This window comes from Corynebacterium sp. Marseille-Q2823 (genome assembly GCF_903645345.1).
Taxonomy (GTDB): Bacteria; Actinomycetota; Actinomycetes; order Mycobacteriales; family Mycobacteriaceae; genus Corynebacterium; species Corynebacterium hiratae.
The window spans coordinates 37,665-60,256 of record NZ_CAHJXS010000010.1; the positions used below are offsets into that span (position 1 = coordinate 37,665).

The 22,592-nt window shown below is 61.1% G+C and carries 20 protein-coding genes; 6 read left to right on the forward strand and 14 right to left on the reverse strand.

Annotation, left to right across the window (positions count from 1 at the left end; genetic code table 11):
* Position 1: 1 nt before the first annotated feature.
* From HWX44_RS10940 to HWX44_RS10960, 5 genes are all read right to left on the reverse strand, one after another.
* Positions 2–985: a FecCD family ABC transporter permease gene (locus tag HWX44_RS10940; RefSeq protein ID WP_046646996.1), complete on the reverse strand. Its 984-nt coding sequence runs from the start codon at positions 983–985 to the stop codon at positions 2–4.
* Positions 975–1,907: a FecCD family ABC transporter permease gene (locus tag HWX44_RS10945; protein WP_444843290.1), complete on the reverse strand. Its 933-nt coding sequence runs from the start codon at positions 1,905–1,907 to the stop codon at positions 975–977. Before HWX44_RS10945 ends, HWX44_RS10940 begins: the two co-directional genes overlap by 11 nt.
* A gap of 29 nt (positions 1,908–1,936) precedes the next feature.
* On the reverse strand, positions 1,937–2,812 hold the full coding sequence (locus HWX44_RS10950; RefSeq protein ID WP_049157735.1) for an ABC transporter substrate-binding protein: 876 nt from the start codon (positions 2,810–2,812) through the stop codon (positions 1,937–1,939).
* A gap of 159 nt (positions 2,813–2,971) precedes the next feature.
* Entirely contained in the window at positions 2,972–5,194 is a 2,223-nt protein-coding gene (locus HWX44_RS10955) for a LamG-like jellyroll fold domain-containing protein (RefSeq protein ID WP_175974631.1), read from the reverse strand.
* 202 nt (positions 5,195–5,396) lie between these two features.
* Positions 5,397–7,181, reverse strand: coding sequence for a flavin-containing monooxygenase (locus tag HWX44_RS10960; protein WP_175974633.1), 1,785 nt, complete (start codon positions 7,179–7,181; stop codon positions 5,397–5,399).
* Between the two features lie 205 nt (positions 7,182–7,386).
* Here HWX44_RS10960 and HWX44_RS10965 point away from each other — a divergent pair, with 205 nt between their 5' ends.
* A complete protein-coding gene (locus tag HWX44_RS10965) occupies positions 7,387–7,815 on the forward strand; it encodes an OsmC family protein (protein ID WP_175974635.1) in 429 nt (142 codons plus the stop codon).
* Positions 7,816–7,941: 126 nt separating this feature from the next.
* A complete protein-coding gene (locus tag HWX44_RS10970) occupies positions 7,942–8,865 on the forward strand; it encodes a DUF1906 domain-containing protein (RefSeq protein ID WP_175974638.1) in 924 nt (307 codons plus the stop codon).
* Positions 8,866–8,888: 23 nt separating this feature from the next.
* Here the strand turns inward: HWX44_RS10970 and HWX44_RS10975 are convergent, their stop codons facing one another.
* From HWX44_RS10975 to HWX44_RS11000, 6 genes are all read right to left on the reverse strand, one after another.
* A complete protein-coding gene (locus HWX44_RS10975) occupies positions 8,889–9,905 on the reverse strand; it encodes a hypothetical protein (protein ID WP_175974640.1) in 1,017 nt (338 codons plus the stop codon).
* 51 nt (positions 9,906–9,956) lie between these two features.
* Positions 9,957–11,603, reverse strand: a complete 1,647-nt coding sequence (locus HWX44_RS10980) for a solute symporter family protein (RefSeq protein WP_175974642.1) — start codon at positions 11,601–11,603, stop codon at positions 9,957–9,959.
* A 3-nt stretch (positions 11,604–11,606) separates the two neighbouring features.
* Positions 11,607–11,951: a DUF485 domain-containing protein gene (locus tag HWX44_RS10985; protein WP_046647301.1), complete on the reverse strand. Its 345-nt coding sequence runs from the start codon at positions 11,949–11,951 to the stop codon at positions 11,607–11,609.
* A gap of 463 nt (positions 11,952–12,414) precedes the next feature.
* The gene (locus HWX44_RS10990) at positions 12,415–13,272 is read right to left on the reverse strand and encodes an aldo/keto reductase (protein ID WP_175974644.1); all 858 of its coding nucleotides are present in this window, start codon (positions 13,270–13,272) and stop codon (positions 12,415–12,417) included.
* Positions 13,273–13,447: 175 nt separating this feature from the next.
* Positions 13,448–13,804 (reverse strand): FKBP-type peptidyl-prolyl cis-trans isomerase, encoded by a 357-nt coding sequence (locus HWX44_RS10995; RefSeq protein WP_010187736.1) that lies wholly within the window; start codon positions 13,802–13,804, stop codon positions 13,448–13,450.
* Between the two features lie 128 nt (positions 13,805–13,932).
* Positions 13,933–15,225: a citrate synthase gene (locus HWX44_RS11000; protein WP_175974646.1), complete on the reverse strand. Its 1,293-nt coding sequence runs from the start codon at positions 15,223–15,225 to the stop codon at positions 13,933–13,935.
* Between the two features lie 151 nt (positions 15,226–15,376).
* Here HWX44_RS11000 and serC point away from each other — a divergent pair, with 151 nt between their 5' ends.
* The 3 genes from serC to HWX44_RS11015 all read left to right on the forward strand — a co-directional run bounded on the left by serC (position 15,377) and on the right by HWX44_RS11015 (position 18,675).
* Positions 15,377–16,507, forward strand: coding sequence for a phosphoserine transaminase (gene serC / locus HWX44_RS11005; RefSeq protein WP_175974647.1), 1,131 nt, complete (start codon positions 15,377–15,379; stop codon positions 16,505–16,507).
* A 155-nt stretch (positions 16,508–16,662) separates the two neighbouring features.
* Positions 16,663–17,838, forward strand: a complete 1,176-nt coding sequence (sepH, locus tag HWX44_RS11010) for a septation protein SepH (RefSeq protein ID WP_175974649.1) — start codon at positions 16,663–16,665, stop codon at positions 17,836–17,838.
* Positions 17,839–17,844: 6 nt separating this feature from the next.
* A complete protein-coding gene (locus HWX44_RS11015) occupies positions 17,845–18,675 on the forward strand; it encodes a DUF6928 family protein (protein WP_175974651.1) in 831 nt (276 codons plus the stop codon).
* On the opposite strand, the gene HWX44_RS11020 is transcribed toward HWX44_RS11015, so the two are convergent.
* The 3 genes from HWX44_RS11020 to HWX44_RS11030 form a co-directional block, all read right to left on the reverse strand.
* On the reverse strand, positions 18,627–19,448 hold the full coding sequence (locus HWX44_RS11020) for a TrmH family RNA methyltransferase (RefSeq protein WP_175974653.1): 822 nt from the start codon (positions 19,446–19,448) through the stop codon (positions 18,627–18,629). The two genes, HWX44_RS11015 and HWX44_RS11020, sit on opposite strands and share 49 nt — an antisense overlap.
* A 44-nt stretch (positions 19,449–19,492) precedes the next feature.
* Complete coding sequence (locus HWX44_RS11025) at positions 19,493–20,896, reverse strand: NCS2 family permease (RefSeq protein ID WP_175974654.1); 1,404 nt, start codon at positions 20,894–20,896, stop codon at positions 19,493–19,495.
* Positions 20,897–21,022: 126 nt separating this feature from the next.
* On the reverse strand, positions 21,023–21,652 hold the full coding sequence (locus HWX44_RS11030) for a DUF3027 domain-containing protein (protein WP_175974729.1): 630 nt from the start codon (positions 21,650–21,652) through the stop codon (positions 21,023–21,025).
* A 56-nt stretch (positions 21,653–21,708) separates the two neighbouring features.
* Here HWX44_RS11030 and HWX44_RS11035 point away from each other — a divergent pair, with 56 nt between their 5' ends.
* On the forward strand, positions 21,709–22,581 hold the full coding sequence (locus HWX44_RS11035; RefSeq protein WP_175974657.1) for a glutaminyl-peptide cyclotransferase: 873 nt from the start codon (positions 21,709–21,711) through the stop codon (positions 22,579–22,581).
* Positions 22,582–22,592 lie beyond the last annotated feature (11 nt).

A 22,592-nucleotide genomic window follows, 5' to 3' on the forward strand; every position in this document is an offset into this window, starting at 1 on the left:
TCTAGCCTCCGTTTCGCACTCGGGTCAGTCGAGTCAATAGGAAAATGAAATACGGTGCACCGATCAGCGCGATGAGCGCGCCAACGGGGATTTCCGTGGGGGCGAAGGCCCAGCGACCGAGCGTATCGCATGCGGTCACAAGGACCGCGCCGCCTAGGGCTGCCACGGGTATTTGCCAGCGCAGGTTCGCGCCAACAACCAAGCGAGCAGCATGGGGGACGATGAGTCCGGCGAAGCCCAAGACCCCGGCCGCGGCGACTCCCGCGGCACCGAGGATGACGGCTAAGGCTACTGCTATTAGGCGCCATATCTTGGTGCTCACGCCGATGCCGGCCATGGTGGAATCATCCAGCGCGAGCATATCCAGGTGTTTTGCCACCACCATCGCGACGGTTAGGGCGAGAAGGATAAAGGGGGCGACAATGGTGGCATCGCCAAGCGAGCGGGCGTAAAGCGAACCTTTCAACCATGTCATGGCCGCTCCTGCCTCTGGGGCAGCCCGCACCAGGAGCAATTCGGTGATGGCGCCCAGCCCAAAAGATACCGCCACCCCGGTAAGCGGCAGGCGCACCGGATCACTTGCCCCGCGCCCGGCGAGGAGAAGAACCAGCCCAGTTCCAGCCAACGCTCCAATAAAGGCTATGAAAGTCAGCAGGTGGGCCGGCAGGGCGCCTGATCCCATGAGTACCGCAACGGCCGCGAGTCCGCCGCCGGAGGTAATACCCACCGTATCTGGTGCGGCCAAAGGATTGCGTAGCGCGGACTGCAATAGACAGCCAGAGACGGCCATGGCAATACCAGCGCAGATTCCCACCAAGATCCGCGGGGCGCGGTACTTCCAGATGAGCGGCTCTCCGGTAACGAAGGCGGTGATCACCTCGCCCGGCGGTTTCATCACCGCACCGACGCCCATGCCGATGATTGCGCTCAACGCCAACGCCAGGATGAGTCCTACTAGCACCCCAACAAATCTCTTATGCCGCATGCTTCCTCCTCCCCAGCGCATGGACGGCCCACAACACTAATGGCATGCCAGCCAAAGAAGTCACGATGCCCACTGGGGTCTCGGCTGGCGCCCAGATTGCCTGGCCAACCGAATCGGCCACGAAAAGCACCGCTGCTCCAACAATTCCAGCCACGCACAGCCCCATGCGGTGGTGTGAGCCGCACACCCGCCACGCTACGGCCGCGGCCATCAACCCCAAGAAGCCAATCGGCCCAGTTGCAGCTACGGCCGGAGCAATAAGCACTACCGCCGCCACAATGGCTGCCAACCGAATGCGCTCCGGCTTCGCGCCGACAGCACCAGCCACGGCATCGCCTGCTACGAGCAAGTCCAGCGTTTTTGCACCGACTAAGGTCAAGGGAACCACGACCAGCACGGCAATCAGCGCCGGCATGATACCGCTTAGGCGCACACCGGCAAGCCGACCAGAAAGCCATGACATCACCGTAGCCAGTTGAGCTTCATCTACTACCAAGAAAATGGAGGTCAATGCGCTACACAGCGCGGAAACAGCAACGCCAACGAGTACCATGCGCTGGATCGCACCGCTCTTACCGACGCCCACCGTCACCCCCACAGCAATCCCCGCACCCAACAGCGCACCGGGCAACTGGTCAACACTCGAGGTTTCGCTTCCTATAAACATTGCTGTTGCGACTGCGCCGAGTGCCGCACCGGAGTTCACACCAGTGATGGACGGATCGGCTAGCGGATTCGCAGTTGCCGTCCGCAGCAATAACCCGCCTACCCCTAATGCGATACCGACGACCGTGGTGGCAAGGAGACGGTCAAAGGCCACGCTATGCAGCTCTTCTTCCAGCCACGGGGTATCAGCTGGCACCTGAACATGGCGAAGCCGCCACCACCACACGAAGGCGACGGCAGCGGTTGCAAGGACCAGGCAGGCGCTGGTTTTAGTTCGAGGTGCCACTACTCTTCGGCGGCGATGATGTCATCGAGCATATGCTCGGCGGAAAGCGGCCCGCGGGCGCGCGACCAGATATCTTGGTCCACCTCTACGATGTCGCCGCTACCCTTGGCATAGGGCGTCTTTTTAAACGCATCGACGTCCTTGTACATAAAGACTAGGTCAGCCTTCATACCAGGGAGCTTATCGCCGGTCAGTTCCGCTACATCAGTCTTAGATTCGATGGATGACTTCTCACCTTCGAAGGCATAGTCATAGCCCACCTCACTTAGTAGCGACTGGGGGAAGGAAGGGTTGACCCAGGTATAGAGCATCTCACTGGACCAGCCAGCCACGACCGCACGACTCCCCGGCTTTACCGCGTCCTTGGTATGAGCAATCTTGTCCTCGATGCGCTGACGGACTTCTTTGGCCTTTTCCTCTTTACCTAGCTTGGCCGCGATCTCATCCATCGAGTCCAGCACGTCCAAGTAAGTCTCATCTGGGTAGGATTCGGTCTGCCCAATCTCTTCCAACTGCGGCATGATATCGGCTTGACGGGTAGGGCTAGCCAGGATCAGATCCGGCTCCAAGGACTGGATAACCTCTAGATTCGGCTGCTTGGCCTGGCCCACAGAGGTCGCTTGACCCAGCTGCCCTTTCAAAGTGGTCGGTGCCTCCGACTTACCGATTTCCACGATTCCCACTGGGTCCACATCGAGGGCCTTGAGAATTTCCTCGTAGCGCCAATCAAGCGCCACAACTCGCTCGATCTTCTTTTCTCCGTTTCCTTCCTTAGAAGAAGAATCAGAAGAACACGCAACAAGGCCTGCGCCTAGGGCTAGAGTGGCTACGAGTGCGATAACTGCACGCACATTCATGAAGTCTTTCTTTTGCATAGCCTTATCTTACTTAGGTAAGGGTTTGCTGTCTAGGGTCTGATTGCCACGTTCCCGATACGGACCATGTTGCCGCACGTCCGCTAAAATCCGCCCAGGGCCATCACAATAGAAAACCCCCGCCTCAATGTGAGTCGGGGGACGGAGGGTGAACGGTAACTAGTTCAGACCCGGGATCTGCGGCAGCTTCGGCTGCGGGATGTTAAGACCGAAGATGCGGTTGATGGTCGGGATGAGGCCGTAGGCGGCACCGCCGACGACTGCAATGACGGCGATGATGGGGAGGATAACCTTCGCGCCACGGCTGGAGCCTGCGAAGAAGGCCGCAGCCATATCGTCGGCAGAAGGCTCCTTCGTGTTGGTCGGCTTAGAAGGCTTGGTCGGCTCGGTAGGCGTCGTAGTGGAGCTCGACGGCTCTTCCTCCTTCACGGCCGGGCGCGCGGTGAGCCACTCGTCGGAGTCCAGAACGCCCTGGGTCAGGCGGGTCTCACCAATCCAGCCGTACCACGGGTCCTGCGGCTTGCGGCTATCAAAGCCAGCGCCCATAACCCACTGCAGGTCGCGCGGGAGGAGGCCTTCAGCACCCTTGGCGTTGCGCAGGATGGGTGCACCGTTGATGAACATCTCTACGGTGTCGGAATCCGGCTTGTTGACTACGGCGATGTGCATCCACTCCTCGGTGGGAACCTCGTGGGACCAGACAGTCGAACCTTCGCCTTCCTTCGGTTCCGCCCACCAGCGCAGCTCACGGAGGTTAGAAATGCCGAACATGACGGTGGGGTCGGTGTCCTCGGATCCGTCGACAAGCTCGGCGATGCTGGAGTCGCGGGAGAGCGCACTCCCCCAGCCGTGCTCAGAGCCGTTGAAGTCCTTCGGAATCTTCACGAAGGACTCAAAGGTGTAGCCCTCGGAGGTATCGACCTTGTTGATCTCCGCGCCTTCCTTGGACCGAAACTCTGCCATCGCGAGCTTGCCAGCTGGGTCGGACCAGTAGAGGGAGCCAGAATCAGAGGACAACGGGTGGTGGTCCTTGGTGTAGGAGATGCGCTCACCCGTGTTGGAAGGACCACCCTCGCGAACGAGGTCACCGGCACCATCAGCACCGAAGACATCCGGAATGACTGCGCCTTCGGTGGCCACGTCGCCGTCGGCAAGCTGCTTGCCGTCCGTGTTCTTGGTCTGCCCCGGGCGCCAGTGGAAGACGGTCTTGTCGGACTTCACGAAGTCATTCGGGCCCTCCGGCAGCTGGTCCTTCGGGATGGTGTACGGGGTGTAGCCTTCCTCAGCGATGTCGCGGGCCTTCTGACCGAGGTCCGGGTCGTTTTCATCGCCAATGGTCCAGTCCGGGGCGAAGTCAGCGAAACGCTCCTTGAAGTTGAGCGGCACGTGATAGCTATCGCCTGTGCCGTCGAGGATGAGCTTGTCGAACTGCGTGAGCTCCTTCGCTGGTTTCTGCGCGACCCACGGGGACAGGGCGGTCATCTCCAGCTCATTGCCGCTCAGGTCGAACTCGAGCACGCCGAGCAGACCGTTACCGCCCTGGTAAGCCATCTGGTAGTCCTGCAGGATGCCGATGACGTCGTGGCCTGCATCGTTCTTGTCCACGCGGTAGCCCGCGCCGTGGTGGTGGCCGCCCATGGTGAGGAAAATCTGGTCATTCTTCTTAATGAACTTGTCCCACAGACCCTGGCCGTAGTCATCGGAATAGAAGACCTCGCCAGCACCATCGATGTTGAGAACCTCGTGGCTGGTGAGGATGACCGGCAGGTCTGGGTGCGCATCGAGAACGCCCTGGGCCCACTCGAGCGCTTCGTCATCCGCGCGCCAGGCCAGCGCCAAGACTAGGTACTTCTGGCCCTCGGCCTCAAAAATGTGGTACTCGGAGTCATTGTTGACCGCGGTGTGGCGCTCCTGGAAGGTATCCGGGTTGGCGTTCTTGGCACGCTCGGCGCTGAAGCAGTAGTTGTACGGGTGCGCCGACTTGTCCTCAATCATGTCGTGGTTGCCCGGCAGGATGGAGTAGTTCAGGTCGGAGTCATCGAGGACCTTCATGGCCTTGTCAGCGATCTTCCACTCCCCTTCAACATCTGCCTGGTCCACGACGTCACCGAGGTGCGTAGCGAAGTCCATGTTGAGGGCCTTCTGGTTCTTCACCAGCCATTCGGTCTGCGCAGCATAAGGCTCGCTACCGTAGCGCGCCTGAGCCAAGTTGCCGGTCTCCGGGGTGGAGTAACGGGAGTAGAACTGCGTATCCGGCAGCACGCCGATGCTAAAACGCGAGCCCAGGCCTTCTGAAGGTTCGGCAGCAGAGGCAGGGACGACGAGGAACGTACCGGCCACCGAGGCGGTGACCAGGGTGCCGAGCAGGCGGCGAGCAGTCATAGATCTTCCTATCTAAACGAAGTAGTGAGGTTGTTCCATGGTTTAAGCCTGGAACAACCGACAGAGACAAGGAAAGATTATGGCCCGGAGTTTGCGACCGCGTGACCACAATGTGAATTTCCTTTTAAATGACTACCCGCCTTTTAGCTTCCTCATGGCATTGCCATCTACTTCCGCAGGCTCCTGCCTGCGCTCGTCTGCCTTAAGAGGTGTGGTACACCGGCGCCAGTTCGTAGACCGGAGTCTCCATCCCCTCATAGCGCGCCTTGAGCTGAAGCGCTAGGTAGCGCGAATAGTGGCGCGATTGGTGCAGGTTGCCGCCGTGGAACCACAGTTGCGGTACCTGAGTGGGCTTCCACATGTTGCGCAGCTCGCCCTCCCACGGGCCAGGATCCTTGGTGGTATCCGAGCCCAAGCCCCAGCACTTGCCCACGGTGTCAGCGACTTCCTTAGAAATCAGCTGCTCGGCCCAGCCATTCATAGATCCGTATCCGGTGGCCAGCACAATGACGTCGGCGGGCAGTTCAGTGCCGTCCGTGAGCACCACAGATTTTTCCTTCACCTCCGCAATGGACACCCCGGATTTCACTGGAATGGAGCCATCAATGACCAGCTCACTGGCACCAACATTGATGTAATAGCCCGAGCCACGGCGCAGGTATTTCAGGTAAAGACCCGAGCCGTCATCGCCAAAGTCGTTCTGGAAGCCGGCCTTCTCCAAACCGTCATAAAAGTCTTTATCGGCCTCACGGATACCGTCGAAGACTTCACGGTGGACGTCGGGAAGCACGGCGTAGGGCCAGGAGGCAAAGAGGAGGTCCGCTTTATCCGTGTTTACACCGGCCTCCACGGCTTCTTCCGAATAGAGCGGGCCGAAGACATCCTTCATGAGGGTGTCCGATTGCACGATGTGCGTGGAGGAACGCTGAATCATGACCGGTCGTGCACCATGCGCGTAGAGGTCCGCGGCGATGTCGTGGGCGGAGTTGTTCGCGCCCAGCACGATGACGTCCCTGCCCTCATCGCCTGCACCACCTGGGTGTTCCGAGGAGTGCCGAATTTCCCCGGCGAAGTTCTCTTGTCCCTCCAAGTGCGGACGATTCGGAACTCCGGACATACCCGTGGCCAAGACCAGCTGCGTGGGCTCCAGAAGGATCTCTTCCCCGTCCTTGCGAACGGTGACCTTCCACGTGCCGCTGGACTCATCGAAGGAGGCCTTCACGCACTCACTACTGGTCCAGTAATCCAAGTCCATGATGCCCACGTAGTGCTCCAACCAATCCCCCATTTTGTCTTTCGGGGTGAACACCGGCCAGTCATCCGGGAAGGGGAGGTACGGCAGGTGGTCGTACCACACTGGATCGTGCAAGCACAGGGAGTGGTAGCGGCCGCGCCACTGGTCGCCGGGGCGGCCTGCCTTATCGACGATGAGCGTGGGAACACCTTGGCGCTTCAGGCGCGCCCCGAGCGCGATACCGCCCTGGCCACCACCGATGATGAGGACGTAAGGCTGTTCCGTATGCCCCAGTGCCGCACGGCGTTCTTCCCGCAAATCTGCCCAGTTCTTAGCGTTCTTGACCACCTTATGCTCCGTGCCCAGCGGGCGGCGGCGCCCCTTAGGCTCCGGGAAATTCTTCAGTTCGCGCGCGGAGGTGAGGAAGGTCCACGCCTTGGCTCCTCGGAGGCGAACAATTCCCGTGACATAGAAATTCGCAGACTCACAAGTGAAGTGGACCCGCGTCACGCCATTGTCTTCGTCCTCCACCTCTGTTATCTCCGGGTTGTCGAGCGCAGAGTCAGTTCCGGCAATCATCGCGGCGATGGCTTCCGAACCTTCGGCGGTGTGCAGGTTCCACGTCACCGCGGCAAGATCCCGCCAGAAGCCCCCGGGCTCGAAAACCTTCTCCACGTCTTCCACGCCAGGCTCCTCTTGGTGCGTGAGGGCGACGAGCTTGTCTAGCCAGTCACGAGCATCCACGGTTTCCATAGCCACCACTCCTTTGGGTCGAAAAATTGCTTGCACCACTATTACCGCCCTAAAGAGATATGAGTCACAGGCCTGCCCCCATCAGATAACTTTGCAAAATGACCTACCCGACCTTTCCGCCGCTCACCGTGGTGCAGTTAAGGCTTGCAAACCCCCAGCTTCCTCCCCCGCCGCCTAGCTCCCCCACTGTCACTAGGATGACGCCATGAGCACTATCACCAAGAAATACTCCGTCGACGTCACCCGCGTAGATACCGGCCACTACCGCGCCACGAACGCGGCGGGCGTCAGCCTCGAGTTCGGCCGCGCCGAGGGGCTACTCAGCCCAGTTGAGCTGCTGCTCGCCGCAGTGGCGGGCTGCTCGGCCGTGGACGTTGACGTGGTCACCTCGCGCCGCACAGAGCCGGAGATCTTCGACGTCCACGTTGAAGGCACCCGCGTCGACGAAGACGGCGCCTCACGGCTGAGCGACGTCGACGTAGAATTCTCCCTCCGCTTTCCCGATACCGACGCCGGGCGCCAAGCCCAGTCCATGGTGGAGCGCCTCGTGCGCATCTCCCAAGAAAAGGACTGCACCGTATCCCGCACGGTGGAAAACCCCACTAACGTCACTTTCCGCACGACAGAGCCTTAAGCACCTTTAGACAAAGGGATTGTCGTCACACCCAGCAAATGCTACCCCTGGTGCAATTTTCAACCATTGTGACTAAAGTGATTCCGGAAACTTTCTTCTTCATGCCTCCCAAGGAGAGTTCACACCATGTCCTTGTCCCGTCGTTCCCTGTTCAAGGCCGGCGCCCTCACGCTGGCCGCCGGTGCCATCGGTAGCCAGGCGCCCGCTGCACTCGCCGTGGGCCCAGCTTTGGGCACCATCATCGACTTCTCCGCCGATGTTCCTTCCGCCCGCGCCATCAAGGCCGCCGGCCACCTCGGCGCCATCCGCTACGTATCCCAACGCCGCCCCGGCGCAGACTGGATGAAGGGCAAGCCCGTTACCCTAGCGGAGACCAAGGCCAACGCCACGGCAGGCCTCAAGACCGCCTCCATCTACCAGTTTGGCCGCGCGGAAACTGCTGACTGGCTCAACGGCGCTGCGGGCGCCGCAGTCCATGCGCCGCAGGCCATCGCTATCCACAAGGCTGCAGGCGGGCCGACCGGGCGCCCCATCTACATCGCCATCGATGACAACCCCACCCGCGCCCAGTATGAGAACCAGATCCGCCCCTACCTCAAGGCCTTCTCCGCAGCGCTGAGCGCCGCGGGCTACCAGACCGGCGTGTATGGCAACTACAACGTCATCGACTGGTGTGTCGCCGACCGCATCGGCCAGTTCTACTGGATGCACGACTGGGGCTCTGGCGGAAAGCTCCACCCGCGCACCACCATCCACCAGAAGGCCAAGAATCAAGCCACTATCGACGGCGTAACGTGCGATATCAACACCGTCTACGCCAACGACTGGGGCCAGTGGACCCCGGGTGATGGTGCTGTGGAGCCGCCAAAGGTCAAAGACATCCCAGCAGTCCCTGACGACATCCCGCTGCCCAATGTTTCCCTGCCGGATCCCACTGGGCGCGGCTCCAGCGTCGGCGATGGCATCAACATCGCTGGTTCTTCCATCAGCAATGACCAGGTGCGCGGCGCGGTGGATATTCTCAACACCGTGCGCAAATCCATGGGTTAATCAACACGCGGCGGCGCTGGTTTCTACCGCGCCGTCGTTGTCTTCGATGCCGAAGAAGACGGCTTGGAGGACGACGACGTGGTCGATGACGCCGGTGCCGACGGCTCTGTCGACGACGCTGACTTTGAGGCGCTGGAGGGGGCAGCGGTAGACGTCGTCAAGCGCGTGGTGCTAGCGCCAGGATGAGCCAGCGCCTCTTTGTTCAAGTTATTTCCCTTCACGAGATTCTTGCCCGTGATTTCCTTACGTACATAAGACGTGAGCTCCTCAGCTGATCCCTCAATGGAGGCAGCCACAACAAAGTTTTCACCAAAGGACACCGAAGAGTGTCGGTCCTTACTGTCCGACCATCCCCACTTGGAGCCCACGACGTCACTGAGCTTCGCGGTGCCATAGTTTTGCTGGTAGCCATCGGCTGAGACGGCATCGGCGTGAGACATCGCCACCAAAACTGGGTGCGTCGGATCATCTTCCAAGAGCTGGACGATGAAGCGCACCACGTCATAGGTTGAAGTCATCGAGTGCCCCCAATCCTCCCCCGCTGACGTAGAGTCCAGCCCATATTCCTTGGCGATTGCATCGATGGACCGCGGGTACTTCTCAAAGAGCTTCCCAGCGCTCTCATCCGAAGAATCTGCAATCATGTCCAGCGCTAGGTACTTGTCCTCGAAGGAACCGTGATCCAGCACGTAGGTGGCGATGTAGATCTTGATCAGGCTGAGCGCATAGCGCGGCTGGTGCTCGGTGGGCGAGCCCATGTGCATGCCTGTCTCAATGCGGTAGTACGTGATCGACTTCTCGTCATCTCCCTTGAGGAATTGCCCCACGCTGTCCTCTACCGCCGCGAGCTGTGGATCGCCCTTCTTATGCGCGATGGGACCGGGAGCGGCCGTGCTGGTGTGCGTTGGGCGCCCCACCGTGGAGTCTTCTTCATTCGCAGGCGAGCACGCGACAAGGGCCGTGGCGCCGAGCACGCACGCCAGAAGGGCGGCACCAGCACGCGCTGGTACCGCCCTATAACGAGGCTGCGGGTAAAACACGAGGTTAGAGTCTACCCGCTGCCGTTTGGAATGTAGTGCTTGAGGTGGCGCTTAGTGGTCCACCGGAGCCTCCACGCCCACACCGGTCAGGGAGCGAACCTCCATCTCGGCGGACAGCTCTTCCAGGTTGTCCGGCGGGGTCATGATGGACACGATCCAACCGGCGAAGAAGGCCAGCGGAATGGTCACGAGGCCCGGAGAGGACAGCGGGAAGATGGACCAGTCGGCGTTCGGGAACATCGAGGTCGGGGTACCGGAGACCGCCGGGGACAGGAAGATGAGCACCAGGCAGGAAATAACGCCGGTGTACATCGACGCCACGGCACCTGCGGTGTTGAATCGACGCCAGTACAGGGAGTACAGGATGGTCGGCAGGTTGGCGGAGGCAGCCACAGCAAAGGCCAGGGAGACCAGGAAGGCAACGTTCTGGGTCATGGCCAGAATGCCCAGGATGATGGAGACGATGCCCAGGACGACCACGGTGATCTGGGAGACGCGAACCTGCTCAGCTTCAGTGGACTCACCGTTGCGAATCACGGAGTGGTAGACGTCGTGCGCAATGGAAGCAGAGGCGGTAATGGCCAGGCCAGCAACAACGGCCAGCACGGTAGCGAAGGCCACGGCGGAGATGACCGCCATGAAGATGGAGCCACCGATTTCGAGGGCGAGCAGCGGTGCTGCTGCGTTGGCACCACCCGGTGCGGCGAGGATGCGGTCCGGGCCAACGAGGGCGGCAGCGCCGTAGCCCAGCACCAGGGTCATGAGGTAGAAAGCACCGATGATGACGATGGCCCAGGTAACGGAGCGGCGAGCCTCGGTCGCGGTCGGCACCGTGTAAAAGCGCATGAGCACGTGCGGCAGGCCACCAACACCCAGCACGAGGGCAATACCCAGAGAGATGAAGTCAAGCTTGGTGGTGAGGTTCTTGCCGTACTTCAGACCTGGCTCCATAATCTGGGTAGCCTCGTAGCCGCTTTCCTTGATAGCAGCGGAGCTAGCGTGCATGTCAATTGCCTGGGTAAAGAGCGTGCTGAAGCCACCCTTCAGCATGACGAAGGTGAGGATGCACATGATGACCACGCCGGTGACCAGAAGCACGGCCTTGATCATCTGCACGTAAGTCGTACCCTTCATGCCGCCGACGAGGACGTAGACAATCATGAGGATGCCCACGATGCCGACAACAACGGCCTGCCACTTAAACTCGTGAATGTTCAGCAGCACGGCAACCAGGGAGCCGGCACCGGCCATCTGGGCGATGAGGTAGAACAGCGACACGAACAGGGTCGAAATCGCGGCCGCCACGCGCACTGGGCGCTGCTTGAGACGGAAGGACAGCACGTCGGCCATGGTGAAGCGGCCGACGTTACGCATCGGCTCCGCGACGAGCATCAGGGCGACGAGCCAAGCAACGAAGAAGCCGACCGAGTAAAGGAAGCCATCGTAGCCGTTGAGGGCGACAGCACCGACGATGCCCAAGAAGGACGCGGCGGACAGGTAGTCACCGGAAATAGCTAGGCCGTTCTGGCGGCCGGAGAAGCTACCACCACCGGTGTAGAAGTCAGAGGCTTCCTTGGTGGACTTACCGGCACGCAGCACCACGTACATGGTGACGATAAGGAAAGCGGCGAAGACCGCAATGTTCAAAATCGGATTGCCGGCGGAGGATTCCGCTTGGGCCAAGGTAATGGTCTGCATGGTTTAGCCCTCCAGTTCCTGGCGAATAGCCGCCGCCTGCGGCTCGATGTTCTTGTTGGCGTAATTGACGTAGATGTACGTAATGATGAAGGTGGTCAGGAACTGAGCCAAGCCGAAGATAAGGCCGACGTTCCAACCGCCGCCAAGCTCGATGGCCATGAAGTCCGGCGCAAAAACTGCGGCCAGCACGTAGAGGACGTACCACAGAAAGAACGCCACAGTCATGGGGAAGGTGAACTTGCGGTATGTGCCGCGCAGCTTCGCAAACTGCGAGCTATCGCGCATCTCGACGAACTCTTGCGGCGTCGGTTCGCGGCGCGAGTCAATCGAAGCAGGTGCGTCAGTCATGTCGCTCTCCTTACAAGGGAATCTTTTCTCCACAAACCGCGGTGAGAGACTAACTACAGTGTCTTCAGTCACGTTTTGCCTTGCCCAGTAAGTTACCTAACCTCTCTTGCAAGGTTGTAAATCCTGCCAAGAAAAGTTAATAACGCACACTTTTATTACCCCCTACCCCCGCGATGACATGGGATTTCTATCGCATTGCCAACACCCCCACAGGAAACTCCAAACAGTGAATCTAATTTAGCAAAGCGAAACTTCGCAGCCATTGTGCAGATCTTCACGCCCTTGCGGTATCCCACAGCGCCCCCTCAACCCCCTTGCATGCCCATTGCCAGAAGGCACAACAAAACCCACCTTCCTCGCTCCTCCACTCCCCTATTTATAAGGAATAAGAAAAATATGATGAAGGAGAACCAAAGCGTGAAAGGCGGGTTCTATCGCTCGCGCTGGGACTGTGCCCGGCTATTTAAGCACCAGGAAACTCGCGCGGATCCTTAAACATGCGGCCGAAACCTTCCTGACCGTCGAGCGTATCTAGTGCGGCAACATCCTCTGGTGCAAGCTCCACTTCGGCGGCCGCGAAGTTCTCCGCCAGGCGCTCTCGGCGGCTGGACTTCGGGATGACGGAAATGCCCTTACTCAACAGGTACGCCAGCACAGCCTGGCCCGGGGTGATGTCGTGCTTCTCAGCGACGGCGATAACCTCTGGGTTGTTGAGGATCACACCGCGCGCCAACGGGGACCAGGCCTCCGTCACGATGCCGTGGTTATCGTGGAACTGACGCAGCTCCGGCTGCGTGAAGCCCGGGTGCAACTCCACCTGGTTGAGGACCGGAACGATACCTGTCTCATCGATCAGAGTCTGCAGGGTCTCCTCGTAGAAATTAGCCACGCCAATCGACGCGATCTGCCCCATGCCCTGCATGCGGGCAATCTCCTCGAAGGTCTCCACGTACAGCCCACCCTGCGGCCAGGGCCAATGGATGAGGTAGAGGTCGAGGTAATCCAGCTGCAGCTTGTCCAGGGAGGTACGGAAGGCCTGGCCCACCTTGTCTTTACCGTGGTGATCGTGCCACACCTTGCTGGTAATAAACAGCTCGTCGCGGGTGACGTCGCCAGCCTTCATGGCGTCATGCAACGCCTGGCCCAGCTCTTCTTCGTTCTCGTAGAGGGTAGCGGTGTCGAAGTGGCGGTAGCCCAGCTCGATTGCTTCACGCACGGAGCGGACGAGATCCTCCCCGCGCAGCTTGTAGGTTCCAAGCCCCAGCAGGGGCATCTCGCGGTCATCATTGAACGTGGTTTGTGGGACACTCATGACTTCCATTGTGCCGCACTCCCGCGCGCTGTGGAGGAAGATTCTGGCATCACCGCTCGCACGGACAGCCCTTAACGCGCGAAAGCCCCGACCGACCGCGCACAAAGCGCGGCGCTCAAGGCGGTCAGGGCGTCGACAGCCCAAAGGAAAGAGGCAATCCCTTCTATCCCTTTAGGCTTTGGATTTAGGCACGAATGAGGTCGATGACGAAGGTCAACGTGCGGCCGGACAGCGGGTGTGCACCACCGGCGGGGCCATAGGCCTTCTCCGGCGGGATGACCAGCTTGCGACGGCCGCCCACCTTCATGCCCGGGATGCCCTCTTGCCAGCCGGCGATGAGGCCGGTCAGCGGGAACTCAATCGACTGACCGCGGCCCCACGAAGAGTCGAACTCCTGGTTCGTCTCATAGTCGACACCTACGTAGTGGACCTCAACGAAGCCGCCCGGCTGGGCTTCGGCGCCGTCACCCACCACGATGTCTTCGATGACAAGGTCCTGGGGAGCAGGCTCCGTTGCCGGCTCAATTACGGGCTTTTCCATTGGGGATTATCCTCCTTGGACTGTTTTCTTCTTTGCTGGCCGCATACACGTGGGCCGAGCCACAACACTCCCCAGTATAAGGGGAGATGTGGGGCTCGGCCCTAGAAATGCAGCGTATGGGCTATTGTTTAGCGCTCGCTGCGCGGGGTGACCTTGCGCAGGGTCTCGCCGGTGTAGATCTGGCGCGGGCGGTTGATCTTGGTGTTGAGCTCAAGCTGCTCACGGTACTGAGCAATCCAGCCCGGCAGGCGGCCGATGGCGAAGAGGACGGTGAAGAAGTCCGTCGGGAAGCCCATGGCGCGGTAGATCAGGCCGGTGTAGAAGTCGACGTTCGGGTAGAGCTTGCGCTGGACAAAGTAGTCGTCGTTCAGCGCGATTTCCTCGAGCTTCATAGCCAGGTCCAGCATCGGATCGCCACCGAGGTGATCGATGATCTCGTGTGCGGTGTCCTTGACGATTGCCGCGCGCGGGTCGTAGTTCTTGTACACGCGGTGGCCGAAGCCCATGAGGCGAACGCCCTTTTCCTTGTTCTTCACGCGATTCATGAAGTCGGTGGCGTCACCGTCGTGGTTGTTCTGGATATCCTCAAGCATCTCCAGAACGGCCTGGTTAGCACCACCGTGCAGCGGGCCGGACAGGGCGTTGATACCACCGGCGATGGCAACGAACAGGTTGGCCTGAGCGGAGCCGATCATGCGGACGGTGGAGGTGGAGCAGTTCTGTTCGTGGTCAGCGTGCAGGATAAGGAGCTTATCCAGAGCCTTGGCCACGATCGGGTCGACCTCATACTCCTCAGTCGGGTAACCGAACATCATGCGCAGGAAGTTCTCGCGCGCGTTCAGCTTGTTATCCGGGTACATGTAGGGCTTGCCCTGGGATGCACGGTAAGCGTAAGCGGCCAGCATCGGCACCTTAGCCAGCAGGCGGACGGTTGCCTTATCCAGCTGCTTCTCATCCAGCGGGTTGAGCTGATCCTGGTAGTAAGCGGAGAGAATGTTAACGGAAGAGGCAAGAACGGCCATCGGGTGCGCGTCGCGCGGGAAGATATTGAAGGCGGCCTTAAAATCCTCATCCAGCAGGGTGTGGTGACGGATATCAGTGTTGAACTTCGACAGCTCGTCCTCATTAGGCAGGTGTCCCTTAATCAACAGGTAGGACACCTCGTTAAAGGTGGCGTTCTCAGCGAGATCCGCGATGTCGTAGCCGCGGTGACGGAGGATGCCTTCCTCACCGTTAATAAAGGTGATCTTGGACTCGGTGGAACCAGTAGCTGCATAGCCTGGGTCAAAGGTGACGAGGCCGGTCTCGTTACGGAGCTTGCCGATATCGAAGCCGGAGTCACCCTCCGTGGACTGCTTAATGTCCATCTCGTACTCGCCGCCGGGGTACTGCAGTACAACCTTGTTGCTTTCAGATGCCACGTGTTTTCCTTTCCTCAATGTTCAACGCCGGCCAAGGCCGGCGCAACAAGACTAAACCTCTTCACACTTTAGCAAAACTTGTGACTCTGCCAACATTGGCAATCCTGGCAAAGTATCTAGTGCGCGAACGAAACTAGGCTACACTGCCCACATGAGCAACTCAGAACTCGTCCTGCCAGCAGATCTCCTCCCTACCGACGGCCGCTTCGGCTGCGGGCCATCCAAGGTCCGTCCCGCCCAAATTGAGGCAATCACCGCCGGTGCCGACACCATCATTGGAACTTCGCACCGCAAGCCAGCCATCAAGAATCTCGTCGGCTCCATCCGTGAGGGGCTCTCCGAGTTGTTCGCGCTGCCAGAGGGCTATGAAATTGTCCTCTCCCTCGGCGGCGCTACCGCCTTCTGGGACGCCGCAACCTTCGGTCTCATCGAAAAGAAATCAGCGCACCTAAGCTTCGGCGAATTCTCCTCTAAATTTGCTAAAGCCGCATCCGCCGCCCCGTGGCTCGACGCCCCGCTCGTCACCGAAGCCGAGGCTGGCACCGCCCCAGACCCGAAGGCTGCCGACGCCGAGGGCGCCGACATCATCGCATGGGCCCACAACGAAACCACCGCCGGTGCTATGGTTCCGGTCACCCGCCCCAACCCCGATAACGCAGAGCAGCTCGTCGTCATCGACGCCACCTCGGGCGCCGGCGGCCTGCCGGTCAACATGTCCGATGCTGACGTCTACTACTTCTCACCCCAGAAGTGCTTTGCCTCCGACGGCGGCCTGTGGCTGGCTGCTATGTCCCCGGCAGCCCTGGAACGCATCGAGAAGCTCAACTCCTCCGATCGCTTCATCCCAGCCTTCCTGAACCTGCAGACTGCAGTGGACAACTCCCGCAAGAACCAGACCTATAACACCCCGGCTGTAGCCACGCTGCTCATGCTGGAGGACCAGGTGAAGTGGATGAACGCCAACGGCGGTCTCGACGGCATGGTCAAGCGCACCACGGAGAACTCCTCCATCCTGTACGACTGGGCCGAGTCCCGCCCGGAGGCAACCCCCTTCGTGGCCGAGCCTTCCGAGCGCTCCCTGGTGGTCGGCACCATCGATTTCGAGGACTCTGTCGACGCCGCCGCAGTGGCCGCTACGCTGCGCGCCAACGGCATTCTCGACGTCGAGCCTTACCGCAAGCTCGGCCGCAACCAGCTGCGCGTGGGCCTGTTCCCAGCAATCGACTCCGCGGATGTCACCAGGCTCACCAAGGCTATCGATTACGTTCTGGATAACCGTTAGCCCTCTCTACTAACTTGGTACGCCGCACAACACCATTTATTGCAGCCATTTGTTGCGGCATACAACATGCCCCGCGCTCTTGCCAGAGTTCGGGGCATGTTCTGGGTAAAGTGGACTTCATCACATGTCCGCTACCAGGCTAAGGAGCGCCCACCATGCGCGAGATTTTCCTCGCACCCAGCGACTCAACTGACACCTCGCTCGTCCTCCGGGCCGAGGATGGTGAGGAGTTCTTCCTCGAGGTCACCGACGAGCTTCGCGAGCTTCTCGCTCCCGCCGATTCCGCTGAGCCCACTTCCGAGAACGAGGGCGCTGAGCAGGACGCAGAAGGCACCGGCGAGGAGGCAAGCGGCTCCTCCGCCGTCTCCGCACAGCAAGACCATTCCACCGGGCTGCGCACCGTTATGCCTACCTCTGGTGGCTCGCCTTCTTCCCCGCAGAGCCAGCCCGCACCGCAGGCACAAGAAATCCGCCTACGCCCCAATGAGATTCAGGCCCGCATTCGTGCCGGTGCTTCCGCTGCGGAGATCGCCGAGGAGCTCGAGGTTCCAGAATCTCGCATCGAACCTTTCGCGCACCCGGTGCTGCTGGAGCGGGCGCGCATCGCGGACGTCGCCAAGCAGGCCCACCCGATCCGCGAGGATGGCCCAGCCAAGCTCACCCTGTGGGAGATCCTCGCCACCGCCTTTGCCGCGCGCGGACACTCCCTGTCGGAGGCGACGTGGGATGCCTACCGCCACCAAGGCGAGCCGTGGATCTTGCGCATCACGTGGAAGACTGGGCTGTCCGCCAACGAGGCGGAGTGGACCTTTAAGCAGACCATGTCCTCCCCGGCCACGGTGGAGGCACGCAACTCTGTGGCCGCAGACCTCACCGACCCGGACTTCGTGCAGCCGGTGCGGTCGCTGACCTCCGTGGGCCGCGGCGAACGCTACGACGAAGCCATCGACGGGCGGGAGTACGCTGAGGGCCGCGAGGTCAACGAAGCCGCACGCGCCGGCACCCCTGGCGTGACGGAGCTGTCCTCCTACACCGGCGGCGATGACGCCGCTAACGAGGCAGACGCCGGTGCATACGCCGAGCCTTCCGTTCTTCCCTCCCCGCACGGTGGGGAGCACCCCGCCGAGAGTGCAGCCGATGCGGTCACGGACTCTTCTAACGAGGAGGCCACACAGCAGACGGACGAGAAGGACACCGGGGTGGACGAGGACTTCCTCCAAAACCCGGATCCGGAACCTAAGCCCACCAAGCGCCGCCGCAAGGCCGTCACCCCTCACTGGGAGGATGTGTTGCTCGGCGTTCGTTCCTCCACTAAGCGCCCCCGCGAGTAGCCTGCCGTGGATACACAAAGCGCCGTTCTCACTCTCTGGTACGTCACCGCCGCCGACCCCGCCGAGGTCCTCCGCGGCGAGCCCAAGGCCGACCGCGGCTTCGGCCGCAAGTTCCTCGCTCAGCTCAATCCCGCACTGCCGGTGACTCCCATCGGGCAATTCCCCCTCAACCGTTCCGCCGAGCCCGGCGCGAGCGAGTTCTATGTGGGCGGCTATCCCGGTGTGACCGTGGTGCAAACCATCATCCACGATGATCAGCTGACTCTCTCCCAGCTGTCCCGCACCTTGCGCGAGGCCGTGCCTGCCACGGAAATCTACGCCTTCGCCTCCAATCCGGAGACCGGCTATGCCGGGTTCGCCCACTGGACGGGCAGCCGCCTGCGCCGGTCGCTGTGCGGGACGCGTTTTAACCTCTACGAGGACCATGGTCTGCCCGAAACCTTCGAGGCCCCTTTCTGGGCCGGGGAGATGGATGAGCCGGTGGGTGGGATTTCCCTTCCCTTTGAGCCACTCAACATCACCGAGGCGGCCCAGGAATTCTGGTTGGGCATCGAGGTCGGCGCGGACGGCCCTGACGTGGACGTCGTAGGCTATGCCACCGACGGGCGCCCCGAGCCCAAGGTCGATACTCCCCTGCCGCGCCGCAGCGTGGCCGAGGTAGCCACCACCTCAGTGTCGAAGCTGGGGCTCAATGACTATGACGACTACGAAGAGTACGACCTCGAGCCGGAATCCACCGGTGAGGAGATCATCCGCACGGCCAAGCACCTCGGCGGCTTGGTGCGGCGCTACGCGGTATCGACCTCGCGGAACCTCTGGGAGCGCTGGCGCTCGTAGAAGGCGATGGCCGCCGACGTCGCCACATTAAGGGAATCCGTGCCCTCTGCCATAGGAATGCGGGCGCGCACGTCGGTAGCGCGCATGGCGTGCTCGGTCAAACCTGGCCCCTCCGCACCGACCAACAGCGCTACCTTGTCCGCGCCCTCTAACGCATCAGCAATGTGCACGGCATCCGGATGCGGGGTCAGCGACACCAGCCGAAAGCCCTCCTCGCGCAGCTTCTCCAACCCGCGCTGCCAGGTGGTAAAACCGCCGTCGAAACGCGCCCAGGGCAAGCGCAGAACGTGCCCCATGGACACGCGCACCGAGCGCCGGTAGAGCGGATCTGCTGCGCCTGAGCCGAGCAATATGCCGTCAACATCCATGCCCGCAGCATTGCGGAAGAGCGAGCCGATGTTCTCGTGATCCCCCACGCCTTCCATGATGGCCAGGGTGCGAGCACCTTCGAGGACCTCGTCCACGGTCCAAGCTTCCGCGCGGTCGGCCGCAGCAACCAGCCCGCGGTGCATATCGAAGCCCGTGACTTCCCCCAAAGTCTGGCGGGTTACTTGGTAGACGGGGATATCCCCGACATCGTGGTTCGCCAGGAAGGTGTCGAGCTTCGCCTCAAAGCCGATGATGCAGCGCACCGGAAAGCGGGAGGCCAGCAAGCGCTCGACGCACAGTGGGCCCTCACCAAAGACGAAACCCTCGCCGGACTTATCCGCATGCTTGAGATCGCGGATATCGTCCAGGCGAGGGTCTGTGGGGTCATCGATGACAAAACGCATGGGCCCTAGTCTAGGCGCAGGGCCAGCTGCTCCCCTTAGCCGGGCTATGCCAACAGCGAGCTAATGGGTTCCATAGCGAAGTAAACCACGAAGAGGGCCGCCACGAGCCACATGATCCAGTGCACCTTCTTGGCCTTACCAGCAAAGGTGGCCATCAGTGCATAAGCGATGAATCCCACGCCAATACCGTTAGCGATGGAGTAGGTGAATGGCATGACCACGATGGTGAGGAAGGCCGGGATGGCCTCCTCCATGCGGTTCCACTCGATGTCCTTAAGCTGGGCTGCCATCATCACACCGACGATGACGAGGACGGGGGCTGCTGCCTCGATCGGCACGATCTCGTAGAGCGGGGTGAGGAACATGGCCAGCAAGAAGATCACGCCGGTCACAACGTTGGCAAAGCCGGTGCGGGCACCGTCACCGATACCAGCCGCCGAGTCCGCGAACACGGTGTTGGAGGACACCGAACCGGCACCACCAGCAACGGCACCAAAGCCTTCCACCACCAGGGCCGTCTTCATCTCCGGAAGGTTGCCCTTCTCGTCCACAAGGTTGGCCTGCTTGCCCAGGCCGTTCATGGTGCCCATGGCGTCGAAGAAGTTGGTGAGCAGCAGCGTGAAAATCAGCAGCACGGTGGAGACCACACCCAGCTTGGTGAAGGCGCTAATCGGATCCACCTGGCCCACAATCGACAGGTCCGGCAGACCGCCCAGGGAGCTAGGCACTTCCGGGGTGGCCATACCCCAATCCTCGGAGTCGGTAAAGGCCTGAATGATCATGGCGATGATGGTGGTGATGACGATGCCGATGAACAGGCCACCGCGAACCTGGCGGATGACGAAGAAGGCGGAGAGGATAAGCCCCACAACAAAGACGAAGGCCGGCCACGTAGCAATAGAGCCGTTCACACCCAGACTCACCGGGACGGTGGTCATCGCGGCATCCGGGACGCGGGTGACGAAGTGCCCGTCCACGAAACCAATGAGGGCAATGAACATACCGATACCCACGCCCATCGCGGCCTTCATGGAGGCGGGGATGGCGTCGAAGACGGCCTGGCGGAAACCGGAGATGGCCAGCAGGACGATGATGAAACCTTCAATGACAACCAGGCCCATGGCCTCGCGCCATTCCAGGCCGTTGAGGGAGACCATGGTCACGGCCACGAAGGTGTTCATGCCCAGGCCCGCGGCCATGGCGAACGGGTAGCGGGCGATCACGCCGAAGGCGATGGTCATGACACCGGCCACCAAGGCGGTTGCGGCGGCGACTTGTGGGATTCCGAGGGTGGTTCCGGCCGAGTCAGCGGAGGTACCCAGGATGAGAGGGTTGAGGAGAATGATGTAGGCCATCGCGAAGAACGAGACCACGCCGGCGCGGACTTCGGTTCCAATGGTGGATCCGCGTTCGGTGATTTTGAAATAGCGATCGATAGCTGCGTTCATCGTAAGAGAGCGCCCCTTCTATCTAGAGAAATGAAGTTTTACCTGCTAAGGGTGCTCCATTGGGGCACTAAAACGCAAAACCCGCACGCGGCATCGCTGCTGCGCGCGGGAAGAAAACCACACTCTTTAATAGATAGGCCTCTCATCGTCGAAGGGCCTTTCCTGCTCCGATCCCTCTTCACGGACGGTCGTGCCGGAATGCGCGCCGCACCCGTAGGTGGCGTGCACCACTTTTCCATCCGCCGAGTATTCATTGGCACAGACGCCGAAATTGGGCAGCAGTTCGAGGTAGAACGCACAGGTTTTGCACTGCAGTTGGGCCTGCGCCGCCATCTCCGTATTCGGCCCGTACTTCGTGCGCCAGCGCTCCTTGGCCTCCTTGAGGCCAGCCTCGGAGAGTTTCCCATCATCCAGCCTGTCATCGTCAGGCGCCGGCGGCATGAGGTCACCCGGACCCAAGTCCCCCGGGCGCAGGCGCTCGGAATAGGGCACCCACTCCGGGGCTTGGAGAGCTTGGCCGCCGGGGACGAGTGCAACCTCGTTCACGGTCGGCGTGCGCGATCCTTCGGCGCAGGCGACGACGGCATGCCACTCCCATCCCGGATATCCCGGAACGTGGGCCTCAAAACGGTGGGTGGCCACGTTGCGGCCCACACCGGCAACGCCGCGGTGCTTACCGACGTCCCCCTCACCTACCTCCTCCACGGCTCGGCGCGCCAGGTCGACAGCCGTCGAATCGAGAAGCGGGGAATGCATCTTTTTCTTGCGAGTCACCCTCCCATTATTAATCACACGCCCGAGTATCATGCACAATGACAGTCATGGCTTTCCCGCACTTCCCCCGCGCCTCCCGCGCGCTCGCCACAGCTTTATCCGCCGCCGTGCTGCTCGCACCGCTGGCCTCCTGTTCCTCCCAAGCTGCAGACGAGCACGCATCCTCATCTACGACGACAGCGGCGGGCAGCGATGGGACGTCGCCAAGCGCACGCTCCCCAGAGCGCCTCGGCGTCACCGTCCTGGACACCGCGCCCCTGCCACCGGACACCTTTACCCAAGGCCTCGAGGTCGACCGTGACGGTCACCTGCTCATCGGCACTGGGCTCAACGGCAAGTCCCGATTGATGCGCCTAACCCCGGGCGCAGCGACCCCGTCGGAGGAAGTCGCTCTCGAGGACTCCTTCTTCGGCGAGGGCATCACGCAGACCGATGTCGGTATCTGGCAGCTGACGTGGAAAGCCGGCACTGCCTTCCTGCGGGACTCCACCACCTTTAAAGAACTACAGCGCGCTCATTACGACGGCGAGGGCTGGGGCCTGTGCAACGCGGGTTCCGAACTCATCATGTCCGATGGCTCCGCGATGCTGCGACACCTGGACCCACAGACTTTTGAGGAGCGCGGCCCGCGCACCGAGGTCACCCTCGACGGCTCGCCGGTGGATAACCTCAACGAACTCGAGTGCGTCGATGGTGTGGTCTATGCCAATGTCTGGATGAGCGAGGATATCCTGCGCATCGACCCCGCGTCCGGCGTGGTCACCGCGGTGATTGACACCGCGAACCTCAATCATGTCCCTTCTGCGGATCCCAATGCCGTACTCAACGGAATCGCCCATATCCCGGGCACCGACGAGTTCTGGATCACCGGCAAGCTCTGGGATGAGCTGTACAGGGTGCGCTTCGAGTAGGATTTTCAGCC

Excerpts from the sequence above, each read along its gene's own strand:
- HWX44_RS10940 (WP_046646996.1), bottom strand. The coding sequence starts at position 985 with ATGCGGCATAAGAGATTTGTTGGGGTGCTAGTAGGACTCATCCTGGCG.
- HWX44_RS10950 (WP_049157735.1), bottom strand. The coding sequence starts at position 2,812 with ATGCAAAAGAAAGACTTCATGAATGTGCGTGCAGTTATCGCACTCGTA.
- HWX44_RS10955 (WP_175974631.1), bottom strand. The coding sequence starts at position 5,194 with ATGACTGCTCGCCGCCTGCTCGGCACCCTGGTCACCGCCTCGGTGGCC.
- HWX44_RS10960 (WP_175974633.1), bottom strand. The coding sequence starts at position 7,181 with ATGGAAACCGTGGATGCTCGTGACTGGCTAGACAAGCTCGTCGCCCTC.
- HWX44_RS10965 (WP_175974635.1), top strand. The coding sequence starts at position 7,387 with ATGAGCACTATCACCAAGAAATACTCCGTCGACGTCACCCGCGTAGAT.
- HWX44_RS10970 (WP_175974638.1), top strand. The coding sequence starts at position 7,942 with ATGTCCTTGTCCCGTCGTTCCCTGTTCAAGGCCGGCGCCCTCACGCTG.
- HWX44_RS10980 (WP_175974642.1), bottom strand. The coding sequence starts at position 11,603 with ATGCAGACCATTACCTTGGCCCAAGCGGAATCCTCCGCCGGCAATCCG.
- HWX44_RS10985 (WP_046647301.1), bottom strand. The coding sequence starts at position 11,951 with ATGACTGACGCACCTGCTTCGATTGACTCGCGCCGCGAACCGACGCCG.
- HWX44_RS10990 (WP_175974644.1), bottom strand. The coding sequence starts at position 13,272 with ATGGAAGTCATGAGTGTCCCACAAACCACGTTCAATGATGACCGCGAG.
- HWX44_RS10995 (WP_010187736.1), bottom strand. The coding sequence starts at position 13,804 with ATGGAAAAGCCCGTAATTGAGCCGGCAACGGAGCCTGCTCCCCAGGAC.
- serC (WP_175974647.1), top strand. The coding sequence starts at position 15,377 with ATGAGCAACTCAGAACTCGTCCTGCCAGCAGATCTCCTCCCTACCGAC.
- sepH (WP_175974649.1), top strand. The coding sequence starts at position 16,663 with ATGCGCGAGATTTTCCTCGCACCCAGCGACTCAACTGACACCTCGCTC.
- HWX44_RS11020 (WP_175974653.1), bottom strand. The coding sequence starts at position 19,448 with ATGCGTTTTGTCATCGATGACCCCACAGACCCTCGCCTGGACGATATC.
- HWX44_RS11025 (WP_175974654.1), bottom strand. The coding sequence starts at position 20,896 with ATGAACGCAGCTATCGATCGCTATTTCAAAATCACCGAACGCGGATCC.
- HWX44_RS11030 (WP_175974729.1), bottom strand. The coding sequence starts at position 21,652 with ATGCATTCCCCGCTTCTCGATTCGACGGCTGTCGACCTGGCGCGCCGA.
- HWX44_RS11035 (WP_175974657.1), top strand. The coding sequence starts at position 21,709 with ATGACAGTCATGGCTTTCCCGCACTTCCCCCGCGCCTCCCGCGCGCTC.